The following is a 25,306-nucleotide window of genomic DNA, read 5'->3' as shown; positions in this document are numbered from 1 at the left end:
AGAGGCCGACGCGCACCGGGCGATGCGAAGCATCGCGCGGAGTGCGGCGGGTGAGGGGGCCCTCCACGAGTCCTGTTGTGGAGAGAGGCCCCTCACCCCAACCCTCTCCCCGTAAGAACGGGGAGAGGGAGAAGAAGAAGCAAGCATGACAGCCTTCTTGACCCATTATGTGACAAAATTTACAATTCGACATTTATTACAAGTTCAGATGTTACATGACATCACCAATAAAAAACAAGGCATCTATACGAGCTTCCTGTTTTCGCGTTTAGCTCTTGGCAGGCGGTTCGCAACACGCTGTCAAGAATGTCGATTGGAGGGAGAGCAGGCAGCACGCCGGCCTGCCCATGATCGACCTCTCTGACGGCAGGGTGCGGCGATCAAGGTTTCGGCGGCTCGGCAAAGGCAGGCCGATTTTTTAGAGGAGACTGACGATGAGCAAGGGCAGCAATTTCTGGGTGATCGGCGGCGAGTTCGGCTCGATGAACTTCCACAAGCTCGTCGAAGGCTCGGCCCAGGTGCAGGGTCCGTTCAAGACCCGCAAGGAAGCCGAGGATGCGTGGCGCGTGGTCTCGGAAGAGAACCGCCACAAGGCCGGCGTGCGCTTCTCCATCGTCGAGGAGCCGTCGCGGGTTTCGGCCTGACGGCTTCCTTTATCAACGAGCTAAGAAACGTCCAAGGACGGCAGCCCCATCCGGTTCATCCGGGTGGGGCTGTCCGCTTTCGGAACACTGCCGGGGTCTTTGATCTGGGGATAAGTGGCCGCCTAAGTGCTTGGGAACCAACGTGCTTTGCGGACGGCATGGTTGCTGATAGGTTAATGGATAAGGCAACCCGTCACTACGAGGCCGCAAGGCATGTCCGATCCGCACAACACCGGCAGCGAGGCGCGCGAGATGCGGCCGACGCTGCGAGAGGCGCTGCGGCGGGCGCGGATCGAGGCGGCCGATCGCACCGGCGTCGTCGTCGAGTTACGCGACGCCGAGGTGGCGCGGCTCGAGATCCTCAACGATGCGCTCGATCCCTTGTTCGCGCAGGTGCCGGAGAAGGTCGATCTGTTCGACCGCGGCATCAGCCAGGGCGAGACGCCGCGGCTGTGGATCGACGTCGTCGCCCATGTGCTGATGGGGCGCGACAAGCGCATCTACCGCTTCGTGCAGGACACCCGCTTCGGCCGCATCGTGCTCGCCGAATCGCACGACGTGCCCGCGATCGTCGACGCCGTCACCGATTATGTGGCGCGCCGCATGATCGAGCGCGAGCATGCGATGGTGGCAACGCCGCTTCCGGCTGCCGAGCCCGCACCGCCGCCCGTGCCGGTGGTGGCGCCGAAGCGCCGCGGGGGGTTCGGCATGTTCGTGTTCGGCTTCATCATGGGCGCGCTCGCGCTGTTCGGCTACGCGCTGTTTGCGAGCTGGCAGAATTTCTGAAGCATGATCCGGAAAAGTGCGAAGCGGTTTTCCCTCGCGACAAACGCGGAACGCGTTTGCGCGGAGATCATGCTCAAATAAGGGAAGGGCGGGGGCATCGTGGTTGTGACACCCGCCTCGGCATTTTTGGGCGTGCTGGCGGCGGCCGCAGTGGTCGGCAGCGCCGTGCTGTTCGGCAAATGGCAGAGGCTGCGGCGCGCCGAATATATCCGCACCTTCAAATGGCCGGCGGGCCTGCTGGCGCGGCTCGAGAAGCGTCACCCGGGTTTCATGCGCAAGGACAGCGCGCTGGTTTCGCGCGGCCTGCGGCAGTTTTTCCTCGCCTATCTGATGAGCGGCAAGCGCTACGTCTCGATGCCGTCGCAGGCCGCCGACGATCTCTGGCACGAATTCATTCTCTACACCCGCGAATACGATGCGTTCTGCCGCCGCGCCTTCGGCGGCTTCCTGCATCACACGCCGGCCGTCGTGCTGGTGAAAGAGCGGCGCCGGAGCAATGAGGGGCTGCGGCGGGTCTGGTGGTACTGCTGCAAATACGAGAACATCGATCCGGTCAGGCCGACGCGGCTGCCGCTGTTGTTCGCGCTCGACGCCAAGCTGAACATCGCCAACGGCTTCGTCTATCACACCGATTGCGAGGCGCTGCGCCGCAGCGGCATTGCCGGCGATAGCCCCTATTGCGGCGGCGATTTCTCCGACTCTTCGATCGATGGATCGTCTGCCGGCTTCGGCGATGCCGGCAGCGATGGAGGTGGCGGCGGGGATGGTGGCGACGCTGGCGGCGGCGATGGTGGAGGTGGTGGCGACAGCGGAGGCGGCTGCGGCGGTGGTTGTGGTGGCGGCGGAGGTGGGGATTAACGTCAGGACAATCGCGTTTGCTTCAACTCGTGAATGCCATCGTGCTTGCCGAAGCCGCGCACGGTCTGCTCGCAGCGCCAGGCGTTGCCGTCGCGCTCGATCGAGAACAGGTTGTAGGCCGCCGCCGGATAATGCTTGCGCGCCAGCGCCGATGCCGACGGCACGCCGATCGCGGGAATCTTGCGCTCGGGGCCGTCGAACCACATCGTCGAGTGGATGTGGTCGTGGCCATGCAGCACCAGCTCGACGCCGTGCCGCTTGAGCAGCGCCAGCAGCTGATGCGAATCGGTCAGCCGCTTGGCGCGCCCGTCGGAGTGCAGCGGATGATGCACCAGCAGCACGCGGAAGGCGTCCTCCCGCGACAGCTGCGCGAGGATCGTCTCCAACGCGCCAAGCTGGGCATGGCCGAGCCAGCCAGTTGCCATCAGCGGCGGCGTCGGCACCGCCGAGGAGACGCCGATCAGCGCCACCGGCCCGCGGCGGCGCACGAACGGAAAATGCGTCGCTGCACCATCGGCGTCGCCGCGCAGATAGTCGCCGAAGTGACCAACGAAGCGATGCCGCGTCGCGCGCACATAGGCATCATGATTGCCGGGGACCACGGTCACACCGGAAGGATCGCCGACGCCCTCCAGCCATTGCCGCGCCGGATTGAACTCGGCATCCAGCGCCAGATTGACGAGATCGCCGGTCACGGCGACATGGTCCGGCTGCTGCGCCTGCATGTCGGACACCAGCGCATCGAGCACGTCGCGGCGGTGATATTTGTGACGGTTGCGCGTCCAGTTCAAATAGCCGAAGGCGCGCTTGCCGGCGAGATCGCGCAGCCGCGCCGCCGGCAGCGGCGGCAGATGCGGATCCGACAAATGCGCGAGGCGGAATGCCGCCATCATGCGATTCCCCTAGGATTGTCCGTGAAAAGTGGGCCGGCAACCGGTCATGTCGTGCTATCCCGAACGTCCTGCCCTGTATTGGCAAGAGCTGCGCGGGCGCGCAAGGATCAAAGCACGGATCAAACACCATGATGTCGAGGGTTTAGTGACGATCCTTGAGGATTTACGCAAGCGCTATGAGCCGCAGATCAGGTGGGTGTTTCATTTCTACTGGCGGTTGGCCCGCAGCATGACGCTCGGCGTCCGCGCCGTCGTGCTCGACGCCGACAACAAGGTGTTCCTGGTCAAGCACAGCTATGTCCATGGCTGGTATCTGCCGGGCGGCGGGGTCGAGGTCGGCGAGAGCTTTCTCGAGGCGCTGCGGCGCGAGCTGGAGGAGGAGGGCCGGATCGAGCTCGCCGGCGAGCCGGTGCTGCACGGCATCTTCCACAACAGCCACGTCTCGCCGCGCGATCATGTCGCGGTCTATGTCGTCAGAAACTACCGGCAGGACCGGCTGCCGGAACCGAATCGCGAGATCGTCGCCTGCGGCTTCTTCGACCCGGCTGATCTGCCCGAGGAGGCCACCCCCGGGACGCGGCTGCGCATCGCGGAGGTGCTCGACGGCAAGCCGGCGACGGCCACATGGCGGTGATGGACCGCGCCCGCGCCAGATGCTATCCCGCGCTCCACAATGACTGAACTGTCCCTGACCATCCTGCCCGAGACCCCGAAAGACGCCCAGGCGATCGAGCGCCTGCACGAGCGCACCTTCGGGCCCGGCCGCTTCGTGCTCAGCGCCTACCGGCTGCGCGAGCATGTCGATCATCTGCTCGACGTCTCCTTCACGGCGCGGATCGGCACGCTGCTGGTCGGCTCGGTGCGCCAGCTGCCGATCTGTATCGGCGATACGCCGGCCCTGATGCTCGGGCCGTTGACTGTCGAGCCGCCATTCCGCAGCCGCGGCGTCGGCCGCGCGCTGCTCGAGCGTGCGATCAACGACGCCCGCGCCAAGGGCCACCGGCTCATCGTGCTGGTCGGCGACGAACCGTACTATGCGCGCGTCGGCTTCAAGCCGGTCCCGAAGGGGCGGATGACGATGCCCGGACCGGTCGACTACAGTCGCGTGCTTGTCATGGAACTGGTCGATGGCGCGTTCGAGGGCGTGTCGGGGCCGATCCAGCCGGATTGGAGCAAGGCGATCTGACATTCCCGCGAGCATCGCCGGAACGGTTGCGCACCTTCGGAAACTGAAGCACAGTTGAGCCAAGCGCCGGGACAAGACCGGCGCATGTCAGATCAACAGGGAGAGTGTGCGCCATGATCAAGGTCAGTGTGATGTATCCGAACAATCCAGGCGCACGCTTTGATCACGATTATTATCGCGACAAGCACATGCCGCTGGTGAAGGCGCGGCTGGGCGACGCCTGCAAATATTACACCGTCGACAAAGGCCTCGCCGGCGGCGCACCGGGGACGCCCGCAACCTATGTCGGGATGTGCCACATCTTCTGCGACTCGGTTGAGGCCTTCGCGGCCGGCATGGGGAAGCACGCTCAGGAGATCATGGGCGACATTCCGAACTACACCGATCTGCAACCAGTGATCCAGATCAGCGAAGTCGTCGTCGGCCACTGACGACGTGGGTTCTCGAGGCATGATCCCTCTGCCGCGAGCGGCAGAGGGATACGCTTGTCTCAGAACTTCAAATTGGCGAACGCCCGCACGCCGATGCCCGGCATCAGCACCTCGTCCTTGGTGTAGGAGACCGAGTTGCGGATGTTCTGGTTGAGCAGATTGTTGCCGACCAGGCCAAGCGTCATCTCGCGCGCCCCGATCCATGATTGATTGAGCTTGGTGTTGTAGGTGATCTCCGCGTTCAAGAGATTGTAGCCCGCGGTCGGGGTCTCGCCGATCACAGCGATGTCGTTCTGCGCGAAGGCGTGCACCAGATTGATGCGGGTGAACCAGTTGCTGTCGCGCCAGTACACGCCGCCGCCGAGCCGCACCGGCGGAATCCGCGGCACGTTGGTGCCGTCGGTGAAGGTGGCGCGCACCACATCGAACTGGTCCTCGATACCCCAGATGCCGCCGTTGAGCGGGCCGATGTCGAGCTGGCTCTGGAACTCGGCGCCGCGGAAGGTGGCGTCGCGCTGCGCGTATCTCGCCTGGTTCAGCTCAAGCTGGTCCGGATTGGCTATATCCACGCAAGCCGCACTGTCGCACGTGTTGCCAGTCAATTGGCGGTAGATAAAGCCGTTGAACTTCGTGTAGTAGCCGGTGAGTTCGAATCGCAACGGCCCCGTTGCCCGCCTTAATCCCACCTCGATCGATTTTGCCGTCTCGATGCCGAGATTGGGATTGCCGATGTCGAAGGTGGCGGTCGCATCATGGGCGCCGCGCGAAAACAGCTCTGCCGGTTTCGGCGCGCGTTCGACGTATTGACCGGTAATGCTCGCAACCAGATCCCACGGCAGGTTCTGGATCAGGCCAATGCTCGCACTTTTCGGCGTGAAGTGCAGATTGCGCGGCGTGGCGGGACCAATACTGGCAGGGTCGATGTTGACGTCGAACACGTCAGGTATGAATGCCGGCGTTGTCCCGGAGAGGTTGATGTGTTCGATGCGTCCGGCGATCTGCGCCTTGGTGGTCTCGCTGAATTTCAGCTCGTTGAAGACGTAACCGGCGACCCTGTTGTTGTTGTTAGGGTCCCACAATCCGTTGAGCGGGCTGCCTGGATCGTCCGGACTCGGAGCCGTTAATTCCTGATGGCCGGCCTGCAGGCCGAACGCCGTCGTCACGGCCGCGAAGCGCGCGTTGAACGGCATCATTTGCACTTCGAGCCGGGCTTCTTGCTCCTTGTTGGTAAAAGTCTGCCGCACGCCGTCGCTTGAGAGATCAACCGGATCGGCAAGACCGATTTCGTTGTGGCGATAGTCGGTCGCGCCGACCCAGAACCGCACGGCGTCGATCGCCGCAGCATCGGGCCGGTACTCGCCCTTGACGGCGATCTTGGTCTGGTGCGCGTCGATCCGGGTCTGGTGATCGGCACCGTCGATGCCGGGGATATGGTAGAGCGAGTCGTTCTGGGTGATCGATGCGCCGATATAGCCGCCCTGGAAGAAATACGAGCCACCGACAGAGGCGCCGTCCGACTGCGTCGCGGAGTTCGGCTGGCGGCTGCCCACCGGCCGCGTCTGGTCGAACAGATACGGATAGCTCGGGATGCTGTAGTCGCTGGTGGTGCGGCCATAGACGTCGGCGTGCACGGCGACATTGTTGCCGCCAGCGTCCAGCAGCATGCCGCCCTCGACGCCGCGATTGACCGAACTGACCGATGTGCGGGTCTCGACGTTGAGGCAGCCCGGCGAACCGGCATCGGCCAGCGGCGCCTTCACCGGCAAACCGTAGGTCTGGAACGGCGCTGCCGCGCAGGTCGGCATCGCGTCGGGAATTCGATTGTTGCTGGCGCTGACGACGCCACCGATCGAGGTCGAGCCGTAGCGCAGCGCGGCAGGTCCCCGCACCACCTCGATCTGGTTGGTCGAAAGCGGATCGATCGGCACGAAATGATCCTCGCCGAGATCCGACACGCCGCCGCCGCCGAGACCGTTCTCGACGATGCCGACGCGGTTGACGTCGAGGCCGCGGATGATCGGCCGGCTCGATGCGCCGGGCGCGAAGCTCGAACCGGTGATGCCGGGCTTCGAGAACAAGAGATCGCCAAGCGTGGCGCCGCCGGAGCGCCGCAGCTCCTCGTTCGGTATCACGGTGACGGTCGCGAACTGGTCGGTGACGACGGGCAGCACGCCTTGCTGCGGTGCCGGCGCTGGCGCCGCGGGCGCCGGCTGCACTGCTGTGGCGCGTTCGCGGTTCCGGCTCGGCGCAGCCCGGACAACGTGTATCGGGGTGCGTGCTGGCGCTGTGCGGTGCCGCTGGATCGGGCTTGGTGCCGTCACGGTGATGTCAGGGAGTTGCGTCGGCGTGTCATCTGCGAGCGCGCCGCTATTCATTGCGCCCAGCAACAGCCAGCTCGCGCCCCCGATGTGGAGTGCTCGTTTCTTCTGAAGTGTCATTGTCCCGATCCAGCCCCGTCGAAAATGACGGATCGATTCCGATTTGCCCCGCTGGCGCAGCCGCAAATGTGACGCGGCTGTCCGCTCAGGGCGTGCGGCAATCAGTCGATGTCAGGACAGGGGAGGTGCGCGGGAGTGAAACGCGGCAGGCGCCGACTTCAGATGGACGAATTCGGCATTGGTGGTGCGGAACAGAAGCTCGACGGCTTCCGGCAGCAACAGCACCGGCGGGGCCGTGAACAGCATGCTGCTCGCGAGCGAGATGACGGCGCAGATCGCGCAATTATCGGCCGGATGCCGGTCGTTGTCGTGCCTGGCGGGCGGCTCGGTCCCGGTCACCTGGACCGCGAGGTCCGGGGTTGCGGAGGTCCCGATATAGGCGAGATCGACCAGCGACAGGCCGGTCCGGGACGCGGGCGCGGCTTGCGCGGCCGCTATCGGATGGAAGTGCCCGAACGACAGCACGAACTGGACGGCGAGCGCGAACAGCGCCAGCCGCGAGCCAGTCTTGATGTGTCTCCGGAACCACTTCATGCGATAACGCCCACCCCATCGGGAGCGCGCCATCACCCCAGCGGCCCGATGTTACATTATAACATCGGACGGCAATCGCGGTGTCAACCACAGTTGGGGCGAACTGTGTCGATCCGTTGCCGGTGTGTGTTTGAAGCAACGGAGCGCCGAGCCACCAGGCTCAGCGTCCCTCGCGCAGCCAGGTTGCCGCGAATGCGCCGAGCAGCAGCAGCAGGCCGACCAGGCCGGCGAACATCGGCAGCACGCCGACGCCCTTCACGACACTGGCGTCGCGCATCTTGACGCCGAGCCAGCCGTCGCCGCGGAAGATCGAGGAGGCGCGGATCGGCACGATGCGCGGCATGTCGAGGCTCGAGCCGTCGACGATGCGCCGCGCGTCGCCGCCGGTCGCCTGCGCCAGCGGCTTCAGCGTGTCGGTGGTCGAGGTGACCTCCGAGAATTCCTTCGGATTGGTCGGGCCGACATTGATCAGCGCCTTCAGCGTGCCGTCGGTGGCCTGCCACAGGCCGAGCTCGCTCGCGGGCAGCGTGGCGCGCCACTCGCCGGGATCGCCGGCGGCGAGCGTCAGTTCGCGCGTGGTGCCGCTCGGCGACGTCACGGTAACAGGCGCGACGGTATCGGCCATGGTCTGCCGCACCACGATCAGGTCCTTGCCCTGCACCTGCATGCGCAGCGCCTCTTCGTCGAGGTCGGGCTGCTTCATCAGCCAGTGCGACACCCGCCGCAACAAATCGAGATGCGGGCCGCCGCCCTCATAGCCGCGCGCCCAGAGCCAGATGTGGTCGGAGAGCAAGAGCGCGACGCGGCCTTCGCCGAAGCGCGACAGCAGCAGCAGCGGCTTGCCGTCGGCGCCGGTCATGACCGGCGGGTTGATCGCGTTGCGGGTGTCGACGGTGCGGAAGAACCGGCTCCAATGCGGCGGCTCGGCATTCGAGCCTTCCAGCCCGCGCGTCACCGGATGGCGTTTCCCGGCATCGCTTAAGTGCGCATAGAACGGCTTCTCGGTGACGCCGACCGGCTCGGCCGGCAGCACCGAATCCAGCGGCGTGCGCCAGATGCTGGTGGTCGAGGCGTAGTCGGGACCGGCGGAGACCAGCACCGCGCCGCCGGAGCGGACATAGCGCGCGATGTTGTCGAAATAGGCGATCGGCAGCACGCCCTGGCGGGCGTAGCGGTCGAAGATGATCAGCTGGAATTCGTTGATCTTCTGCTGGAACAGCTCGCGGGTCGGAAACGCGATCAGCGACAGCTCGTTGATCGGCGTGCCATCCTGCTTCTCCGGTGGACGCAGGATGGTGAAGTGCACGAGATCGACGCTGGGATCTGACTTCAACAGGTTGCGCCAGGTGCGCTCGCCGGCATGCGGCTCGCCGGACACCAGCAGCACGCGCAGCTTGTCGCGCACGCCGTCGATCGCGACCACGGCGCGGTTGTTGACCGGGGTCAGCTCGTTCTCGAGCGGCGAGGCCTCGATCTCGACGATATTGGGCCCGGCATGCTTGATGTCGATGTCGACGCTGGAGGTCTGGCCGCTGCTCAGCGTGCGCTCGTTGATCACCTCGCCGTCGCGGCGGATCGTGACCTTGGCGCGCTCGCCGGTGACGCCCTGGTCGTCGAGCCGGTAGGTGATGGTCTGGGTCTGGCCGACGATGCCGAAGCGCGGCGCGGCTGTGATCGCGATGCGGCGGTCGCGCTCGTCCTTGCGACCGGTGATCAACGCATGCAGCGGTGCCTGGAAGCCGAGCGCCTGGGCGTTGGCGGGAATATCGTGTACGCGGCCGTCGGTGATCATGAACGCGCCGGCGACGCGCTCGACCGGAACGTCCGACAGTGCCGATGTCAGCGCGCCGAACAGCTTTGTGCCGTCGGTTTCGCCGTCGGCCTGGCCGGCCTCGACGACGCGGACCTCGAGGCCCTTGACCTGCTTCAGGCTGTCGACCAGCGCCTGCCGCGCCTTGTCGGTCTCCTGGTTGCGCGTGCCAAAGTTCTGGCTTGGGCTCTTGTCGACCACGACGGCGGCGACCGAGGACAACGGCTCGCGGTCCTCGCGGGTGAAGGAGGGGTTGGCCAGCGCCAGCAGGATCAGCGCCAGCGCGGCGACGCGCACCGCGGCGCCGCGCGCGCGCGACAGCAACGCCGCGATGACGACGATCGCGCCGAGCCCGATCCACAGCACGAGCGAAGGAACCAGCGGTGTGAACGCGATACCGTAGTTCATAGCGCGGACCTATCCGTGTCGTCATGCCCGGCCATGACGGCGTTGGTGCGGAGGGCGTTCATGTCCATGATGTGGATCATTGTCCCAGCCGCTCGATCAAAGCAGGCGCGTGCACCTGGTCGGCCTTGTAGTTGCCGGTCAGGGTGTACATCACGATGTTGACGCCGGCGCGGAACGCGAATTCGCGTTGCCGCGGTTCGCCGGGTGTCAGTGGCAGCATCGGTTGGCCGTCGGGGCGGATCGCCCAGGCGCCGGCAAGGTCGTTCGACGTGATGATGATCGGCGAGACGCCGTCGCCGCCGCGCGCCGGGCGCTGTGCGGTCTCCTCGTCGTCCTCGCGCGGCAACGTCTCGACCCAGGTCTGGCCGGAGTTGAAGCGGCCGGGGAAGTCGCGCAGCAGATAGAACGTCTTGGTCAGCACGTGCTCGCGCGGCACCGGCTCGAGCTCGGGCACGTCGAGGGTCGACAGCAATTCGCGCAGCGTCTGCATGCCCGGCGTCTGCGAGGCGCCATTGTCGCCCGGCGGCGCCTCGACGGCGTCGCGGGTGTCGAAAATCACGGTGCCGCCCTGCTTCATGTAGGCGTCGATCTTGTTGATGGCGTCCTGCGGCGGCTTCGGCGCGCCCGGCACGATCGGCCAGTAGATCAGCGGGAAGAACGCCAGCTCGTCGCGCGCAGGGTCGATGCCGACGGGATCGCCGGCTTCGAGCGCAGTGCGCTGCCCGAGGAACAGCGTCAGACCGGACATCCCGGCCTTGACGATGGAATCGACGTCGGCATTGCCGGTGACGACATAGGCCAGCCGCGTCTGCGACACCGACTTGATGGCGAAATCGTCGTTGCTTTCGGCGCGTGTCGATGACGGCGCGAACGTCAGGAGGATGAAGGCGAAGGCGAGCACGGCCGGCGCAGCGCGCCGCCGGATCAGCGCGGCGAGGCCGCCACCGAGCATCGCGACCACGATCGCATCGAGCAGGAACAGCGCCAGCGCCGTCGACAGCATGATGCCGCGCAGGTCACGCGGTTCGGTGTTGGTGAAGCTCGCATGCTTGGCGCGCAGGCCGGAAGTGTCGAGCGGCGCGATGCGGTCGGCGGAGGCAAGCGTGTTGACCGCGATCGGGCTCTCGGCGGTGCCGTAGAAACCGGGCGGATGATCCGCGGTGCCGCGGTCGCGATAGTCCGCCGACATCGGCTTGGCGGTCGCAGGCGGCGGGCCGAAGGCGCCGAAGCCGTCGAGCGTGCGCAGCGGCGCGACCGTCTCGGCGTTGGGATCGCTGGCAACGCCGGGGCCGGGCTTCGAGGTGTAGCCGGACATGTCGATCAGCCGGCGCAGCATCTCGACGAAGGTGCCGGACATCGGCAGGTCCGACCAGCGCATGTCGGCGCCGACATGGAACAGGCTGACCACGCCCTTGCCGCGATGCTCGCCGGTGACGAGCGGGGTGCCGTCTTCAAGAGATGCCCAGCTCTTGGTCGCGAGCACGGCGTCGGGCTCGGCCAGCACCTGGCGGCTGACGGTGATGTCCTTTGGCACGGTGAGGCTTGCGAACGGACCGTCGGCGGCGAACGAGGCCATGTGCTGCGGCTTCTCCCAGGTCAGGCTGCCGCCGAGCGTGCGGCCGCCGCGGCGCAGCTTGACCGGAACGAGGTCGTCGTCGGCCTGCGCGAGGCGCGGGCCGGCGAAGCGCACCAGCACGCCACCCTGCTCGATCCAGGCGTTGAGCCGATCGCGGATCTCCGGCGACAGCGTGCCGACATCGGCCATCACGATCATCGGCAGCCGCTGGTCGAGAAATTGCCCGATCACCTGCTGCGGCGCGCCGCGATCGCCGAGCCGGACATCGGCGAACGGCGACAGCGCGCGGGACAGATAGAAGGTCGATGCCAAGAGCGGCTGCGCGGTGTCGTTGCTCGCACCCGAGACCACACCGATGGCGCGGCGGCGCCAGCGCCGGTCGAGCAGTTGCACGGCGCCGGCCGAATGCTCGCCGGAGATTTCGAGCCGCGAGATGTCGTTGCGCAGTTCGACCGGAAGATCGAAGGCGGCTTCGGTCTCGCGCTCCTGCGGGCCGAACGTGTAGCGGGCCTCGCCGATCGGCGAGCCCTTGGCATCGACCGCGCGCACCGTGCCGGCCGCGAGGCCGCTTTCGGTGCGCAACACTTTCACGGTCATCTTGGCGGCGGCGTTCTCGGCCGCGACCAGCGCCTGCGCGGACTGCGCGCCGCCCGAATAGATCGTCAGATTGCGGCTCTCGATCACCTTGCCGAGACCTTCGGTGAACTCGCTGCCGCGGCCGGTGTCGACGCCGTCGGACAGCCAGGCGATGTCGCAGTCGCCGGTCGATTTGAGGAAACGTCCAAGCGAGGTCAGGGTTTCAACGCGATCGATCGAGTAGGGTTTTGGCGCGAGCTGGCGCAACGCGACGCGCGCGGTGCCGGCCGGCATCAGCGTGATGTCACGCGTGGGCTCGGACAGCGGCACCAGCGCGACGCCGCGGCGGTCGCTGTCGGCATCGGCGATCAATTCGTCCGCGGCCTTGACCCGCGCATCCCAGCTCGAGGCCGCGCTCCAGCCGTCGTCGAGCAGGATCACCAGCGGGAATTTGCCCGCGGCGACGCCGGTCTGCGGATTCCAGATCGGGCCGGCGGCGGCAAGGATGACGAGCGCGGCGGCAGCGAGCCGCAGCAGCGTCAGCCACCACGGCGTGCGCGCCGGCGTCTCTTCCTTGGGCGCAATGTCGAACAACAACCGCGTCGGCGGGAATTCGATGCGCCGCGGCCGCGGCGGCATCACGCGCAACAGCCACCACAGCACCGGCAGGCTGACCAGCCCCAGCAGCAGCAGCGGTTCGGCAAAGGAGAGCGGGAGGCCTGCGATCATGCGCTGCGTCCCGCCTTGACTGTTGAGCGGCCGCCGCCCTTGCTCACCATCATGCCGGCATGCAGGAACAGCAGCAGCTCGGCCGCGGAGCGGCTGGTGGTGTGGGTCGAGAACAGCCAGTCGAGCCGGTTGGTCTCGGCGCGGATCTGGTCGCGATGCAACGCGACGCGGGCGACGTAATCGGTGGCCCAGTTTTCGGCGCGGCCGGCGGTGATGACGCTGCCGGCCTCCGGCTCGACGAACTCGACGCGGCCGGAATAGGGGAAAGTCTCCTCGGCCGGATCGACGACCTGGATCATGGTGCCGTGCGCGCCCGACGAGGCGAGCCCGGCCAGCATGGTCGTGATCTCGGCCATTGGCGACCAGAAGTCCGACAGCACCACGATCTCGGCGAGCGACGACGGCACGAAGGAGGTCGGCAGGCTGGCGCGCGTCGCCTCGTCATGCAGCATCGCCTGCGCCATCTTGTCGATCACGGCGCGGCTGCCGGTCGGGTTCATCAGGCCGGGAACGCCGACGCGCTCGCCGCCGGCAACCAGCAGCTCGGCCAGCGCAAAGGCAACAATCAGTCCGCGCTCGAGCTTAGAGTCGCGCGCCTCGCGTGAGGCAAAGGCCATCGACGGCGAGCGATCGGGCCATATCCACACGGTGTGCGCGGCCTCCCACTCCTGCTCGCGGACATAGAGATGGTCGTCGCGTCCCGAGCGGCGCCAGTCGACGCGCTGCGACGGTTCGCCCGACACGAAGCGGCGATATTGCCAGAAGCTCTCGCCGGTGCCGGCGCGACGGCGACCATGCATGCCATGGATGACGTTGGCAGCGATTCGGCGAGCCTCAAGCACCAGGCGCGGCAGCGATGCGGCGAGCGTTCGGCTTTCGCCATCTGCACGTCGAACCGCAAGGAGCTCCTCGTTCTGGTGCCTGTTGTCAGCCGCCATCAACCGATCCGGGTTTTCAGTTGCTTGATCACGTCGGGAATGGTGCGGCCCTCGGCGCGTGCCGAGAAGGTCAGCGCCATGCGGTGCTTGAGCACGGGCTCGGCGAGATCGAGCACGTCGTCGATCGACGGCGCCAGCCTTCCGTCGAGCAGCGCGCGGGCGCGGACCGCGAGCATCAGCGACTGGCTGGCGCGGGGACCCGGTCCCCAGGCGATCAGCTTGCCGGCCTCGCCACCCTCGGGGCCGGGACGCGCGGCGCGCACCAGCGTCAGGATCGCCTCGACCACGGAATCGCCGACCGGCAGCCGCCGCACCAGCCGTTGCGCGGTGATCAGCGTCTCTGCGTCCATCGACGCCTTGGCAAGCGTCTCTTCGGCACCGGTGGTTTCGAACAGGATGCGCCGCTCGGCGTCGCGATCGGGATAGTCGACGTCGATTTCCATCAGGAAGCGGTCGAGCTGCGCCTCGGGCAGCGGGTAGGTGCCTTCCTGCTCGAGCGGGTTCTGCGTCGCGAGCACGTGGAACGGCTTCGGCAGGTCATGCCGCGCGCCGGCAATGGTGATGTGCTGCTCCTGCATGGCTTGCAGCAGCGCCGACTGGGTGCGCGGGCTGGCGCGGTTGATCTCGTCGGCCATCAAGAGCTGCGCGAACACCGGACCCGAGATGAAGCGGAACGAGCGCTTGCCGGCCGAGCTCTCGTCGAGCACTTCGGCGCCGAGAATGTCCGACGGCATCAGATCGGGTGTGAACTGGATGCGCTTGGCGTCGAGCCCGAGCGTGACGCCGAGCGTTTCGACCAGCTTGGTCTTGGCGAGGCCGGGCACGCCGATCAACAGCGCGTGGCCGCCGGACAGGATCGTCACCAAAGTGTTTTCGATCACCTGGTCCTGGCCGAAAATGACAGTGGAGACCGCTTCCTTGGCGGCCTTGATCTGGCCCACGACCTGCTCGGCCGAGCGGACGATCACATCCTCCATTTTCTCGACGCTGTCTGCACCAGCCATTCGGTCCGCTCCTTCTCGACGATCCCGGTGATTCCCGCGTCGTCATCTGTCGTCAGCTCTTGGCCCTCATGCTAAACCTGCGCGAAAGCCATGTATTCGTTGAATTAAACTATCCCCACCTTATCGGTATTTCAGGGTATGAACGGCATCACGATGTGGCGAGAAAGACACCCCGACCACATCTCAGGATACGTGCACCAAATGTGCCAGATTGAGGGTCGGAAGCTTTAAGGTAAACAATGGCGAAGCAAGGGCAGAGCGAATCCGGCAGTGAAACTACGGGCCTAGGGAGCAAGGGCCTCGAAGGGCTGACCACCGCCGCCAATCGAGCTGCGACATCAGGGCCGGCCGGACGCAAGGGCCTGCCGCCGGTTCACCTCTGGAATCCGCCATTCTGCGGCGATCTCGACATGCGAATCGCCCCCGACGGCACCTGGTTCTACATGGGAACGCCGATCGGCCGTCCGGCGCTGGTGCGGCTGTTCTCCACCATCCTGAAGCGCGAGGACGGCAAGCACTTTCTCGTGACACCGGTGGAGAAGGTCGGCATCCGCGTCGATGACGCGCCGTTCCTTGCCGTGGAAATGCAGACCGACGAAGACGTGCGCGGCCGCTTGCTCAGGTTCCGCACCAATGTCGACGATTGGGTCGATTGCGAGAAGGGCCACGGTCTCAGATTCGAGGCCGCCGAGGACGGCGGATTGACGCCCTATCTGCATGTCCGCGCCGACCTGTGGGCCAAGGTCACCCGCGCGCTCTACTACGATCTGGTTGACATGGGCGAGGCGCGGATGGTCGATGGTCAGGAGATGTTCGGCATCGAGTCCGGCGGCGAGTTCTTCGCGATGGCCGACGCCAGCCAGGTGAGGGACGCACTTTGAACGAGCCGCTGCTGAAGGTGAGGCCGGCGACGATCAGTTCGACGGAATTCTTCGCGCGGGCCCGCACGCGGCTCGATTTCGAAGTGCCGCCAGGGCTGGTCGATCCGCACATCATTCCGCGCACCGGAGACTCCGGCAACGATCGCATGCTGGAGATCGTGGCGCAGGAGCAGCCGGTGCGGCCGGCCGCGGTGCTGATCCCGGTGGTCGATCATCCCGAGCCGACCGTGCTCTTGACGCAGCGTTCGCCCAATCTGTCGAGCCACGCCGGTCAGATCTCGTTCCCCGGCGGCAAGATCGACGCCACCGATGCCTCGCCGCTCGATGCCGCGTTGCGCGAGGCCTGCGAAGAAGTCGGGCTGAAGCGGGAATTCATCGACCCGGTCGGCTATCTCGACCTCTATGGCACCGCATTCGGCTTCCGTATCCTGCCGACGGTCGCCAAGGTGAAGCCGGGATTCACACTTGAGATCAATGAAGCCGAGGTCGTCGATGCGTTCGAAGTGCCGCTCGCTTTCCTGATGAATCCCGAGAATCATCAGATCCACGTCAAGGAATTCCGCGGCATCGACCGGCACTATTATGCGATGCCGTTCGCCGAGCGCTACATCTGGGGCGCGACCGCGGGCATCCTGCGTGTGCTGTATGAGCGGATCTATCTGTCATGATCCGCACGGTGTTGACCGAGTTCGGAATCTTTCTTGTTCCTTTCGCGGTCTATGCCATCTTCCTCATCGCGACGCGGTCCGGCGTGACGCTGCCGGCGTCATGGCCGCTCGACATGCTGGCGAAGCTGACGCTGGTGGCGCTGGTGCTGGTCATCGTGAGTTTCGTGCTGCTCGCCGAACTGACCGGCGCGCCGCCGAACTCGACCTACGTTCCCGCCCATATCGAGGACGGCAGGCTGGTGCCGGGAGTTGAGAGATGAGCGAGGTGCGCCTGTTGTCCGACGCGCCATGGCTCACTGAGGGGCCAGCGGCACGGGTGCTCGGCCTGCTCAATGCCGACGGCGAGCAAGCGCGGGTGATCGGCGGCGCGGTGCGCAACGCGTTGATGAAAATTCCGCTCGCCGACATCGACATCGCCACGACGGCGTTGCCCGACGAGGTGGTGCGCCGCGCCAGGCGGGCGAGCATCAAGAGCGTGCCGACCGGCATCGAACACGGCACCGTAACCCTGGTCGTCGACAGCCAGCCCTTCGAGGTGACGACGCTGCGCGAGGACACCGAGACCTATGGCCGCAAGGCCAAGGTCGCGTTCGGGCGCGACTGGGTGCGCGACGCCGAGCGGCGCGACTTCACCATCAACGGCCTGTCGGTCGATGCCGACGGCATCGTGCATGATCACGTCGGCGGCCTCGCCGATATCGCGGCGCGGCGGGTGCGCTTCATCGGCGATCCGGCGCAGCGGATTGCCGAGGATTATTTGCGCATCCTGCGCTTCTTCCGTTTCCACGCCGCCTACGCCGCAGGCGAGGTCGATCGCGCCGGCCATCTCGCTTGCATCTCCGGACGCGCTGGACTTGCCGGCCTGTCGGCCGAACGGATCCGCATGGAGATGCTCAAACTCGTGGTCGCGAACGGCGCCGCGGGCGCGGTGGTCGCGATGGGGGAGGGCGGACTGCTGCTGCCGTTGTTCGGCGGCGTCGCCTATACCGGACCGTTCGCGGCGATGATCGAGATCGAGAGGCTGATGGAGCTTAAGGCGAGCGCGACGCGCCGGCTCGCCGCGTTGACGGTTGCCGTGACCGAGGATGCGCGGCGCATCGCGAGCCGGCTGCGGCTCTCCAATGCCGAGGCCAAGGCGCTCGACTCGATGGGCCATCGCTGGTGGCGCTTGCCCGGCATGGACGAGGCTCGTGCCAAGCGCAGGCTCTACCGGCTCGATGAGGAGCCCTATCGCGACCGGCTGCTGCTGGCCTGGGCGCGAACCGGCGCGAACCGTGATGTCGATCAGTGGCGCGCACTCGCCACGCTGCCGCAACGCTGGCGCGCGCCTCACTTTCCCTTGAGGGCGTCGGATTTCATCGCGCGCGGGATTGCCGAGGGACCGGCGTTGGGGCATGTACTGACCCTGGCCGAGGATGCTTGGCTTGCCGCGGATTTTCCGCTCGATCCGCAGGTGTTGTCTGGCATCGCCGACCAGACCGTTTCCCGTTTCACCCGCGACCATCGGCTGTGAATTTTCTCTCCGGCTTCTCCGACATCTCGCTCCTTCAAATTTGTCTCGTCGCCGGCGTTGCCCTGTTTGCGTCCGTGATCGGCGGCCTTGCCGGCTATGGCACCGGCGCCTTGATGCCGCTGGTGCTGGTGCCGATGGTCGGCGCCGAGCCGGTCGTGCCGATCATCGCGATCTCGTCGATCTTCACCAATTCCAGCCGCTTCATCGCCTTTGTCAGGTTTGCCGACCGCCGCAAGGCAATCATCGTGATTGCGGCGGCGCTGCTCTCCACCGCGCTCGGCGCCTACGGCTACACGCGGCTGACCAGCGCCGGCGCTTCGCTGGTGATCGGGAGCATGCTGATCCTGAGCGTGCCGCTCAGGCGGCTGTTGCGCAAGCACAGCGTCAGGATCGGTGAACGCGGGCTTGCGGCAGGCGCTGTCGGCTATGGCGTGCTGGTCGGCGGCACCGCGGGCTCCGGCGTCATCCTGCTCTCGCTGTTGATGGCGGCGGGGCTTGAAGGCGCTGCGGTGGTCGCAACCGATGCGGTGATTTCGCTCACGAGTGCCGCGGTCAAGATTTCGGTGTTTGGTCTCGCCGGCGTCATCACTGCGCAGGTGCTGGCCCTTGCGCTGCTGATCGGCCTGGTCGCCATTCCCGGCGCGTTCCTGGCCAAGGCCTTTGTTGAGCGGATGCCGGTGCACATCCACACCGCGATCCTCGATGCCGCGGTGATCGTCGGCGGCGCGGTCATGATCGTCACCGCGATGCGCGCCTTCTGACGCGAAGCGGAGGCGATGCTGCCGGCGGCTCGCCGGGCAGCATCGCCTGAGAAAACTTATGCAGCCTCTTCTTACGCAGCCTTGCGCTTCTTGCGGCTGCCGTGCTCCTTGTCGTCGTCCTCTTCTTCTTCCTCGTCATCCTCTTCTTCGTCGTCGTCTTCCTCGTCATCTTCCGGATCGATTTCGGTCGATTCGAGCGCGACGAGCGGCAAGGTTTCGCGAAACAAATCGCCGTCCGTGCCCATCCACAGGCACTCGACCTTGTCCTCGTCGACTTCAACGACCGTGATCGGATGGCCGCCGGATTTCAGCATGACGACATCGCCTGGCTTCAGTTCCATGATTTTCCCTCCGCGCTTGATGACGCGGACGGCAGGCTAGCGACCTGTGATGACAGTCAAATCACGGCCGACGCTCGGTGCTGTGGATTTGCTGTGAAAACAGCCGTTGCGGCTATTAGCGCGCTGCAGGAACCAGTTCGGTCAGCGAACGGATGATGCGGTCGGGCTTGATTGTCGATCCCGGCGGCAGTCCGACACCATGCACGTCCATCCAGATCGCATAGATGCCAAGCCGCTGTGGCGCCACGACTTCCCACTCGAGATTGTCGCCGATCATCCAGGTATCAGGTGCGCTGACGCCGAGCGCTTCCATCGCGTGCAGATAGGCGCGCTCCTCCGGCTTGCCGAAGCCGTGCTCGCCCTCGATCTGGATGTGATCGAAGCGATGGCCCAGCGCGAAGCGCTCGACCTTGGCGCGCTGCATGTCGGCGGCGCCGTTGGTGACCAGCGCGAGCTTGATGCCGAGCGCCTTGAACGCATCGATCGCCTCATGCGCGCCGGGGAAGACGAACATCTCCTCTTCGCGATAGGCGGTGAAACGATCTGCGATGCGGTCCGCGAGATCGTCCGGCAGCGCGCGGTGGCCGGCCGCCGCGAGCGCCGCGAAGCCGCCCTTCACGGTCAGCCGCCGCGCCTCGCCGAGCTTGATCCGCCAGATCGGCTCGGCGGTCGACCAGAATTGCCGTGCATAGGCCAAGAGCGCGGTCGCGACCATGTCCGAGGGCAGGGGAGCCAGCTCATCGGCGAATTCGGCGGTGATCGTGTTCCAGGCGATCTCGGGGCGGCCATAGGCCGACAGGATGGTGTCATCCATGTCGATCAGCATTGCACGCGGCAGTTTGGTCACGGCCATTTCACCTCCGGCGGCAGTGACGACAGGATCGAATCCACATTGCCGCCGGTCTTCAGGCCGAAGATGGTGCCGCGATCGTAGAGCAGGTTGAACTCGACATAGCGTCCGCGGCGGATCAGCTGCTCGTCGCGATCCTCCGCGCTCCAGGCGGCTGCGAAATTGCGCCGCACCAGGTCGGGATAGATTTTCAGGAAGCTGCGCCCGACGTCCTGGGTGAAGGCGAGGTCGGCATCCCAGTCGCCGCTGTCGTGCCAGTCGTAGAAGATGCCGCCGATGCCGCGGGCTTCCTTGCGGTGTGGCAGATAGAAATAGTCGTCGCACCATTTCTTGTACTTGTCGTAGTCGGCGACGCCGTTCGGCCCGCTGCACGCCTCTTTCATCGCGGTATGGAAGGCGACCGTATCGGGGTCCTCCTGGGTGCGCCGCCGGTTCAGCACCGGCGTCAAATCGGCGCCGCCGCCGAACCAGGCCTTGGTGGTGACGACGAAGCGGGTGTTCATATGCACGGCGGGCACGTTCGGATTGCGCAAATGTGCGATCAGCGAAATGCCCGAAGCCCAAAACCTGGGATCATCGGCGGCACCGGGAATCTGCGCGCGGAATTCGGGGGCGAACTCGCCATGCACGGTCGAGCAGTGCACGCCGACCTTCTCGAACAGCCGGCCCTTCATGATCGACATCACGCCTCCGCCGCCGGGCTTGCCGGTGTGGTCGGTGCGGTCCCAGGGGGTGCGCACGAACCGGCCGGCGTCGCCGGGATAGAGCGCTGCGGGGGCATCGTCCTCGAGCGTCTCGAAGGACGCGCAGATGTCGTTGCGCAGCGCCTCGAACCAGCCGCGCGCACGCGCCTTGCGGTCCTCGATGATGGCGGGGTCTGTGGGCAGCATGATTAGCCTTGCGGTCCGAAATAGGTGCAGCTCTCGTTGCAGCTGTCGCGATGGACAGCGACGCGCGTCAGCTTGCCGGTATGTTGCAGCCGCTCCCAAATGAAGCGCGAGAGATTTTCCAGCGTCGGTACGCCGATGGCCTCGATCTTGTTCAGGAACTTGTGGTCGAGCGTTTTCTGCACCTCGGCCATGGCGCGCTCCAGCAGGCCGAGATCGATCACCATCCCGGTTTTCGGATCGGGCGTGCCGCGCACCGTGACTTCGGCGCGGAAGGAGTGACCGTGAATCTCCTCGCTGTTCACGCCAAACGTCGTTCCGGAAAGCGCATGCGCAGCCTCGAACCGAAACGCTTTCGTCAATTCCCACATCTCGTTCAACAATCCAGTTCTGCCAGAGTAGTTATCTGATACCGAGCGTCTTGTGCGTCTGCACGCTGAGCCGCCATTGCGGGTGCTTCAGGCAGTAGTCGATCGCCCGCTCGGTATTCGCGATCACGTCGGGGCCGTCCATCGGCTGCAGCGAGAAGCGCTCGAAGGCGAGCCCGGCGAAATCCTCCGGTGCGTTTTCCACCTGCGGATAGACCAGCTTGAGCTCATGCCCCCTGCGCACCACGAGCTCGGTCGCGGCCTTCGGGCTGACGCAGATCCAGTCGAGCCCGTCGGGCGGGGCGATGGTGCCGTTGGTCTCGATCGCGATCGCAAAGCCGTGCCCGTGTAGGGCCTCGATTAGGGCGGTGTCGACCTGCAGCAGCGGCTCGCCGCCGGTCAAGACCACGTAGCGGTCGGCCGCGCCCCCGGTCCATTGCGCGGCGATGGTGCCGGCGAGCTCGGCCGCGTCGGCATAGCGGCCGCCAAGCGTGCCGTCGGTGCCAACGAAATCGGTGTCGCAGAACCGGCAGACGGCGCCGGCGCGGTCCTGTTCGCGGCCGCTCCAGAGGTTGCAGCCGGCGAAGCGGCAGAACACGGAGGCGCGGCCTGCATGGGCGCCTTCGCCCTGCAGGGTGAGAAATATCTCCTTGACCGCGTAGCTCACCAAAAATCCCTTAAGTTACCGAACCGGCAGTGACAAAACCGGTCTGCCGCAGCGCCTCGCCGACGGCCATGGCCGCCGTGACCGCCACATTGAGCGAGCGCAGGGGCGGCTTGATCGGAATCACCAGCCGCGCGTCCGCGGCGGCCACCACCGCGTCGGTTACCCCCGCCGTCTCGCGCCCGAACAGCAGGACATCGGAGGCCGTGTACTCGAAATCAAGATAGGATTTCGCTGCCCTGGTCGTGAACACGACCAGCCGGCAGGCGGCCTCAGCCCGCCATTCCTCGAATTTCGACCATGAGTCGTGACGCTTCAACCGCACATGGTCGAGATAGTCCATACCCGCCCGGCGGAAATTCCGGTCCGAGGCGTCGAATCCCGCCGGTTCGATGATATGGGCTGCCACGTCCAGGCAGGCGCAGAGGCGCAGTATAGTCCCCGTATTCTGGGGAATGTCGGGCTGGAACAGCGCGATCTGCATGGTGCTGACGACCTGTGAAAACCGGATGAAATTGTCTCAATAAAACATCGCGCGGCGCGGATTTCGTGCATTGCACGTTTGCGAGCCGATAGCGGGCTTGCGCTCGTCCGGCAAGGGTGCCAATAGAACGATTCTGGACTGCTGTTCCGCCATTTGGGGTGGGGAATAGCGGTTTTCTGCCGCCGCGGGGGCCGCGGGCGCCGGCAGCCTTTCTCGGGACGCGTTCCGCGTCTTTGGGGCGGTTCCACCGGCTGCAGAAAAGAAAGGGCTAGGAATCGTGACGACAGCGTCTTCGGCGGACCATCCGACACGCCGTGATTTTCTTTTTGTTGCAACCGGAGCTGCCGCCGTGGTCGGCGCAGCCGCCACCGTGTGGCCGATGGTTGCCCAGATGAACCCGGATGCCGCGACGATCGCGGCCGGCGCGCCGATCCAGGTCGACCTGGCGCCGATCGCCGAGGGCCAGGACATCAAGGTGTTCTGGCGCGGCAAGCCGATCTACATCAGCCACCGGACCAAGAAGCAGATTCAGGAGGCCCAGAGCGTGCCGCTCTCGAGCCTGCCCGATCCGCAGCCCGACTCGGCCCGCGTCAAGGCCGGCCACGACCAGTGGCTGGTCGTGATCGGCATCTGCACCCATCTCGGCTGTATCCCGATCGCCCATGAGGGCAATTACGACGGCTTCTTCTGCCCCTGCCACGGCTCGCAGTACGACTCCTCCGGTCGTATCCGCCAGGGGCCGGCGCCCGCCAACCTGGCGGTGCCGCCCTACGCCTTCCTTTCCGACACCAAAATCCAGATCGGCTAAGTCCCGGACCCTCCGGGACTTCGGCTTCCCCTTGGACCCATCGCGTCGTTTTTCTTCTTCAGGATCGCATCAATGAGCGGACCATCTGATTTTCAACCGAGCAACCCCGCCTTGAAGTGGATCGAACGGCGCCTTCCGATCTTCGGCCTGGTCCACTCTTCGTTCGTGGCCTACCCGACGCCGCGCAACCTGAACTACTGGTGGACCTTCGGCGCCATCCTTTCGCTGATGCTGGGTCTACAGATCCTGACCGGTGTGATCCTGGCGATGCACTACACGCCGCACGCCGACCTCGCCTTCAAGTCGGTTGAACTGATCGTCCGCGACGTCAACTACGGCTGGCTGCTGCGCAACATGCATGCCTGCGGCGCGTCGATGTTCTTCTTCGCGGTCTACATCCACATGTTCCGCGGTCTCTATTACGGGTCGTACAAGGAGCCGCGCGAGGTGCTGTGGATCCTCGGCGTCATCATCTACCTCTTGATGATGGCGACCGGCTTCATGGGCTACGTGCTGCCGTGGGGCCAGATGAGCTTCTGGGGCGCGACCGTCATCACCAATTTGTTCTCGGCCGTGCCCTATTTCGGCGAGAGCATCGTGACCCTGCTGTGGGGCGGCTATTCGGTCGGCAACCCGACGCTGAACCGCTTCTTCTCGCTGCACTATCTGCTGCCGTTCGTGATCGCCGGCGTGGTCGTGCTGCACGTCTGGGCGTTGCACGTCGCGGGCCAGAACAACCCGGCCGGCGTCGAGGCCAAGACCGAGAAGGACACCGTCCCGTTCACGCCCTATGCGACGATCAAGGACGCGTTCGGCGTGTCCTGCTTCCTGATCTTCTTCGCCTGGTTCATTTTCTACATGCCGAACTATCTCGGCGACGCCGACAACTACATTCCGGCGAACCCCGGCGTGACCCCGGCGCACATCGTGCCTGAATGGTACTACCTGCCGTTCTACGCGATCCTGCGCTCGATCCCGAACAAGCTCGCCGGCGTGGTGGCAATGTTCGGTGCGATCGTCATCCTGGCGTTCCTGCCCTGGCTCGACAACGCGCGGACCCGTTCGTCGAAGTATCGTCCGCTGGCCAAGCAGTTCTTCTGGATCTTCGTGGTGGTCTGCATCCTGCTCGGCTATCTCGGTTCGCAGCCGCCGGAAGGCATCTATGTGATCGCCGGCCGCATCCTGACGGTTTGCTACTTCGCCTACTTCCTGATCGTGCTGCCGCTGCTCTCGCGCATCGAGACGCCGCGTCCGGTGCCGAACTCGATCGCCGACGACGTGCTGGCAAAGAGCAAGGGCAGGGTCGTGACCGCAGCCTCCGTGATGCTTGCGCTGGTGTTGGCTGGCGGCCTGTTCGCCGGCAGCACCCAGAACGCCAGGGCCGAGGAGGGTGGCAATGCGCCGCCGGCACAGAGCTGGTCGTTCTCCGGCCCTTTCGGCAAGTATGACCGCGGCTCGCTGCAGCGTGGCCTCAAGGTCTACAAGGAAGTCTGCTCGGCCTGCCACGGCCTGTCCTATGTCGCGTTCCGCAACCTCGCCGATGCCGGCGGCCCCGGCTATTCGGTGGCGCAGGCGGCGGCGTTCGCGTCGGAGTACAAGATCAAGGACGGCCCGAACGATCAGGGCGAGATGTTCGAACGTCCGGGCCGCCCGGCGGATTACTTCCCGTCGCCGTTCCCGAACGAGCAGGCCGCTCGCGTGGCCAATGGCGGCGCGGCGCCGCCCGATCTCTCGCTGATCACCAAGGCGCGGTCCTACAAGCGCGGCTTCCCGCAGTTCGTGATCGACTTCTTCAGCCAGTACCAGGAGCAGGGCCCCGACTACGTCGATGCCATCCTGCAGGGCTTCGAGGACAAGGCCCCGGCCGGCGTCACGATCCCGGAAGGCTCGTACTACAACAAGTATTTCCCGGGCCACTCGATCAAGATGCCGAAGCCGCTGTCCGACGGTCAGGTGACCTTCGATGACGGTTCGCCGGCGACGGTGAAGCAGTATGCGCACGACGTCACCACGTTCCTGATGTGGGCCGCCGAGCCGCACATGGAGGAGCGCAAGCGGATCGGCATGCAGGTGTTCTTCTTCCTGATCGTGTTCGCGATCCTGATGTACTTCACCAAGCGCAAGGTCTGGGCCGACGCCCACTGATCGCGGCTACGGCAGCGAGTTTGAAGAAGCCCCTTCGGGGGCTTTTTTGTTGTGCGGGACGCACGCGGCGCCAATTCGCGGAGATGACGAGTGCGCGAGCCCGCCGCAGGGCGATTGCGTCCGTC

The 25,306-nt window shown here is 65.6% G+C and carries 26 protein-coding genes; 13 read left to right on the top strand and 13 right to left on the bottom strand.

The features are described from left to right. The first annotated feature begins 434 nt into the window (after positions 1–434). The 3 genes from HAP54_RS03235 to HAP54_RS03225 all read left to right on the top strand — a co-directional run bounded on the left by HAP54_RS03235 (position 435) and on the right by HAP54_RS03225 (position 2,288). The gene (locus tag HAP54_RS03235; protein WP_029083693.1) at positions 435–644 is read left to right on the top strand and encodes a DUF4170 domain-containing protein; all 210 of its coding nucleotides are present in this window, start codon (positions 435–437) and stop codon (positions 642–644) included. 213 nt (positions 645–857) lie between these two features. After that, entirely contained in the window at positions 858–1,430 is a 573-nt protein-coding gene (locus HAP54_RS03230; RefSeq protein ID WP_166298737.1) for a hypothetical protein, read from the top strand. 99 nt (positions 1,431–1,529) lie between these two features. Next, positions 1,530–2,288: a glycine-rich domain-containing protein gene (locus HAP54_RS03225; RefSeq protein ID WP_166298736.1), complete on the top strand. Its 759-nt coding sequence runs from the start codon at positions 1,530–1,532 to the stop codon at positions 2,286–2,288. 2 nt (positions 2,289–2,290) lie between these two features. On the opposite strand, the gene HAP54_RS03220 is transcribed toward HAP54_RS03225, so the two are convergent. Beyond that, a complete protein-coding gene (locus tag HAP54_RS03220; protein WP_166307354.1) occupies positions 2,291–3,178 on the bottom strand; it encodes a metallophosphoesterase family protein in 888 nt (295 codons plus the stop codon). 232 nt (positions 3,179–3,410) lie between these two features. On the opposite strand from HAP54_RS03220, the gene HAP54_RS03215 reads away from it, so the two are divergent. The 3 genes from HAP54_RS03215 to HAP54_RS03205 all read left to right on the top strand — a co-directional run bounded on the left by HAP54_RS03215 (position 3,411) and on the right by HAP54_RS03205 (position 4,798). Continuing rightward, positions 3,411–3,815: an NUDIX domain-containing protein gene (locus HAP54_RS03215; protein WP_249817843.1), complete on the top strand. Its 405-nt coding sequence runs from the start codon at positions 3,411–3,413 to the stop codon at positions 3,813–3,815. Between the two features lie 39 nt (positions 3,816–3,854). Further along, complete coding sequence (locus HAP54_RS03210) at positions 3,855–4,367, top strand: GNAT family N-acetyltransferase (protein WP_029083698.1); 513 nt, start codon at positions 3,855–3,857, stop codon at positions 4,365–4,367. A gap of 113 nt (positions 4,368–4,480) precedes the next feature. Then, the gene (locus HAP54_RS03205; protein WP_029083699.1) at positions 4,481–4,798 is read left to right on the top strand and encodes an EthD family reductase; all 318 of its coding nucleotides are present in this window, start codon (positions 4,481–4,483) and stop codon (positions 4,796–4,798) included. A 59-nt stretch (positions 4,799–4,857) separates the two neighbouring features. On the opposite strand, the gene HAP54_RS03200 is transcribed toward HAP54_RS03205, so the two are convergent. The 6 genes from HAP54_RS03200 to HAP54_RS03175 all read right to left on the bottom strand — a co-directional run bounded on the left by HAP54_RS03200 (position 4,858) and on the right by HAP54_RS03175 (position 14,811). Then, positions 4,858–7,236: a TonB-dependent receptor gene (locus tag HAP54_RS03200; protein ID WP_166298735.1), complete on the bottom strand. Its 2,379-nt coding sequence runs from the start codon at positions 7,234–7,236 to the stop codon at positions 4,858–4,860. Positions 7,237–7,347: 111 nt separating this feature from the next. Next, positions 7,348–7,770 carry a DUF2946 family protein gene (locus HAP54_RS03195; protein ID WP_166298734.1) on the bottom strand — a complete coding sequence of 141 codons (423 nt, stop codon included), beginning with the start codon at positions 7,768–7,770 and terminating at the stop codon, positions 7,348–7,350. Between the two features lie 160 nt (positions 7,771–7,930). Further along, positions 7,931–9,988, bottom strand: a complete 2,058-nt coding sequence (locus HAP54_RS03190; protein WP_166298733.1) for a hypothetical protein — start codon at positions 9,986–9,988, stop codon at positions 7,931–7,933. A gap of 76 nt (positions 9,989–10,064) precedes the next feature. Next, positions 10,065–12,866 carry a DUF4159 domain-containing protein gene (locus HAP54_RS03185; RefSeq protein ID WP_166307351.1) on the bottom strand — a complete coding sequence of 934 codons (2,802 nt, stop codon included), beginning with the start codon at positions 12,864–12,866 and terminating at the stop codon, positions 10,065–10,067. After that, positions 12,866–13,807: a DUF58 domain-containing protein gene (locus HAP54_RS03180; RefSeq protein ID WP_166298732.1), complete on the bottom strand. Its 942-nt coding sequence runs from the start codon at positions 13,805–13,807 to the stop codon at positions 12,866–12,868. Before HAP54_RS03180 ends, HAP54_RS03185 begins: the two co-directional genes overlap by 1 nt. After that, the gene (locus HAP54_RS03175) at positions 13,807–14,811 is read right to left on the bottom strand and encodes an AAA family ATPase (protein ID WP_166298731.1); all 1,005 of its coding nucleotides are present in this window, start codon (positions 14,809–14,811) and stop codon (positions 13,807–13,809) included. The genes HAP54_RS03180 and HAP54_RS03175 overlap by 1 nt, the downstream gene beginning before the upstream one ends. Positions 14,812–15,050: 239 nt before the next feature. Between HAP54_RS03175 and HAP54_RS03170 the strand changes: the two genes are divergently transcribed. From HAP54_RS03170 to HAP54_RS03150, 5 genes are read left to right on the top strand one after another with little or no spacing between them, the layout of a single operon-like run. Further along, positions 15,051–15,692, top strand: a complete 642-nt coding sequence (locus HAP54_RS03170; protein WP_166298730.1) for a DUF1285 domain-containing protein — start codon at positions 15,051–15,053, stop codon at positions 15,690–15,692. 32 nt (positions 15,693–15,724) lie between these two features. Next, positions 15,725–16,360 carry a CoA pyrophosphatase gene (locus tag HAP54_RS03165; RefSeq protein ID WP_371261233.1) on the top strand — a complete coding sequence of 212 codons (636 nt, stop codon included), beginning with the start codon at positions 15,725–15,727 and terminating at the stop codon, positions 16,358–16,360. Continuing rightward, complete coding sequence (locus HAP54_RS03160) at positions 16,357–16,620, top strand: DUF6111 family protein (protein WP_166298729.1); 264 nt, start codon at positions 16,357–16,359, stop codon at positions 16,618–16,620. Before HAP54_RS03165 ends, HAP54_RS03160 begins: the two co-directional genes overlap by 4 nt. After that, positions 16,617–17,873 (top strand): CCA tRNA nucleotidyltransferase, encoded by a 1,257-nt coding sequence (locus HAP54_RS03155; RefSeq protein ID WP_166298728.1) that lies wholly within the window; start codon positions 16,617–16,619, stop codon positions 17,871–17,873. The genes HAP54_RS03160 and HAP54_RS03155 overlap by 4 nt, the downstream gene beginning before the upstream one ends. Then, positions 17,870–18,634 carry a sulfite exporter TauE/SafE family protein gene (locus HAP54_RS03150; RefSeq protein WP_166298727.1) on the top strand — a complete coding sequence of 255 codons (765 nt, stop codon included), beginning with the start codon at positions 17,870–17,872 and terminating at the stop codon, positions 18,632–18,634. The genes HAP54_RS03155 and HAP54_RS03150 overlap by 4 nt, the downstream gene beginning before the upstream one ends. Before the next feature lie 71 nt (positions 18,635–18,705). On the opposite strand, the gene HAP54_RS03145 is transcribed toward HAP54_RS03150, so the two are convergent. From HAP54_RS03145 to HAP54_RS03120, 6 genes are all read right to left on the bottom strand, one after another. Next, positions 18,706–18,975 (bottom strand): YodC family protein, encoded by a 270-nt coding sequence (locus tag HAP54_RS03145; protein WP_166214382.1) that lies wholly within the window; start codon positions 18,973–18,975, stop codon positions 18,706–18,708. 115 nt (positions 18,976–19,090) lie between these two features. Then, positions 19,091–19,828: an HAD family hydrolase gene (locus HAP54_RS03140; RefSeq protein ID WP_166298726.1), complete on the bottom strand. Its 738-nt coding sequence runs from the start codon at positions 19,826–19,828 to the stop codon at positions 19,091–19,093. Next, complete coding sequence (gene hemF, locus HAP54_RS03135) at positions 19,819–20,715, bottom strand: oxygen-dependent coproporphyrinogen oxidase (protein WP_175619357.1); 897 nt, start codon at positions 20,713–20,715, stop codon at positions 19,819–19,821. The genes HAP54_RS03140 and hemF overlap by 10 nt, the downstream gene beginning before the upstream one ends. Positions 20,716–20,717: 2 nt before the next feature. Then, positions 20,718–21,083 (bottom strand): 6-pyruvoyl trahydropterin synthase family protein, encoded by a 366-nt coding sequence (locus tag HAP54_RS03130; protein WP_166216830.1) that lies wholly within the window; start codon positions 21,081–21,083, stop codon positions 20,718–20,720. A 31-nt stretch (positions 21,084–21,114) separates the two neighbouring features. Then, the gene (gene queE, locus HAP54_RS03125; protein WP_166298725.1) at positions 21,115–21,747 is read right to left on the bottom strand and encodes a 7-carboxy-7-deazaguanine synthase; all 633 of its coding nucleotides are present in this window, start codon (positions 21,745–21,747) and stop codon (positions 21,115–21,117) included. A 10-nt stretch (positions 21,748–21,757) separates the two neighbouring features. After that, positions 21,758–22,228, bottom strand: a complete 471-nt coding sequence (locus HAP54_RS03120) for a tRNA (cytidine(34)-2'-O)-methyltransferase (RefSeq protein ID WP_166298724.1) — start codon at positions 22,226–22,228, stop codon at positions 21,758–21,760. A gap of 277 nt (positions 22,229–22,505) precedes the next feature. Between HAP54_RS03120 and petA the strand changes: the two genes are divergently transcribed. Beyond that, positions 22,506–23,036: a ubiquinol-cytochrome c reductase iron-sulfur subunit gene (gene petA / locus HAP54_RS03115; RefSeq protein ID WP_029083716.1), complete on the top strand. Its 531-nt coding sequence runs from the start codon at positions 22,506–22,508 to the stop codon at positions 23,034–23,036. Between the two features lie 72 nt (positions 23,037–23,108). Then, positions 23,109–25,181: a cytochrome c1 gene (locus HAP54_RS03110; RefSeq protein WP_166298723.1), complete on the top strand. Its 2,073-nt coding sequence runs from the start codon at positions 23,109–23,111 to the stop codon at positions 25,179–25,181. Positions 25,182–25,306 lie beyond the last annotated feature (125 nt).

This window comes from Bradyrhizobium sp. 2S1, assembly GCF_011516625.5.
Classification (GTDB): domain Bacteria; phylum Pseudomonadota; class Alphaproteobacteria; order Rhizobiales; family Xanthobacteraceae; genus Bradyrhizobium; species Bradyrhizobium septentrionale.
This window is presented reverse-complemented; position numbering and strand designations above follow the sequence as displayed.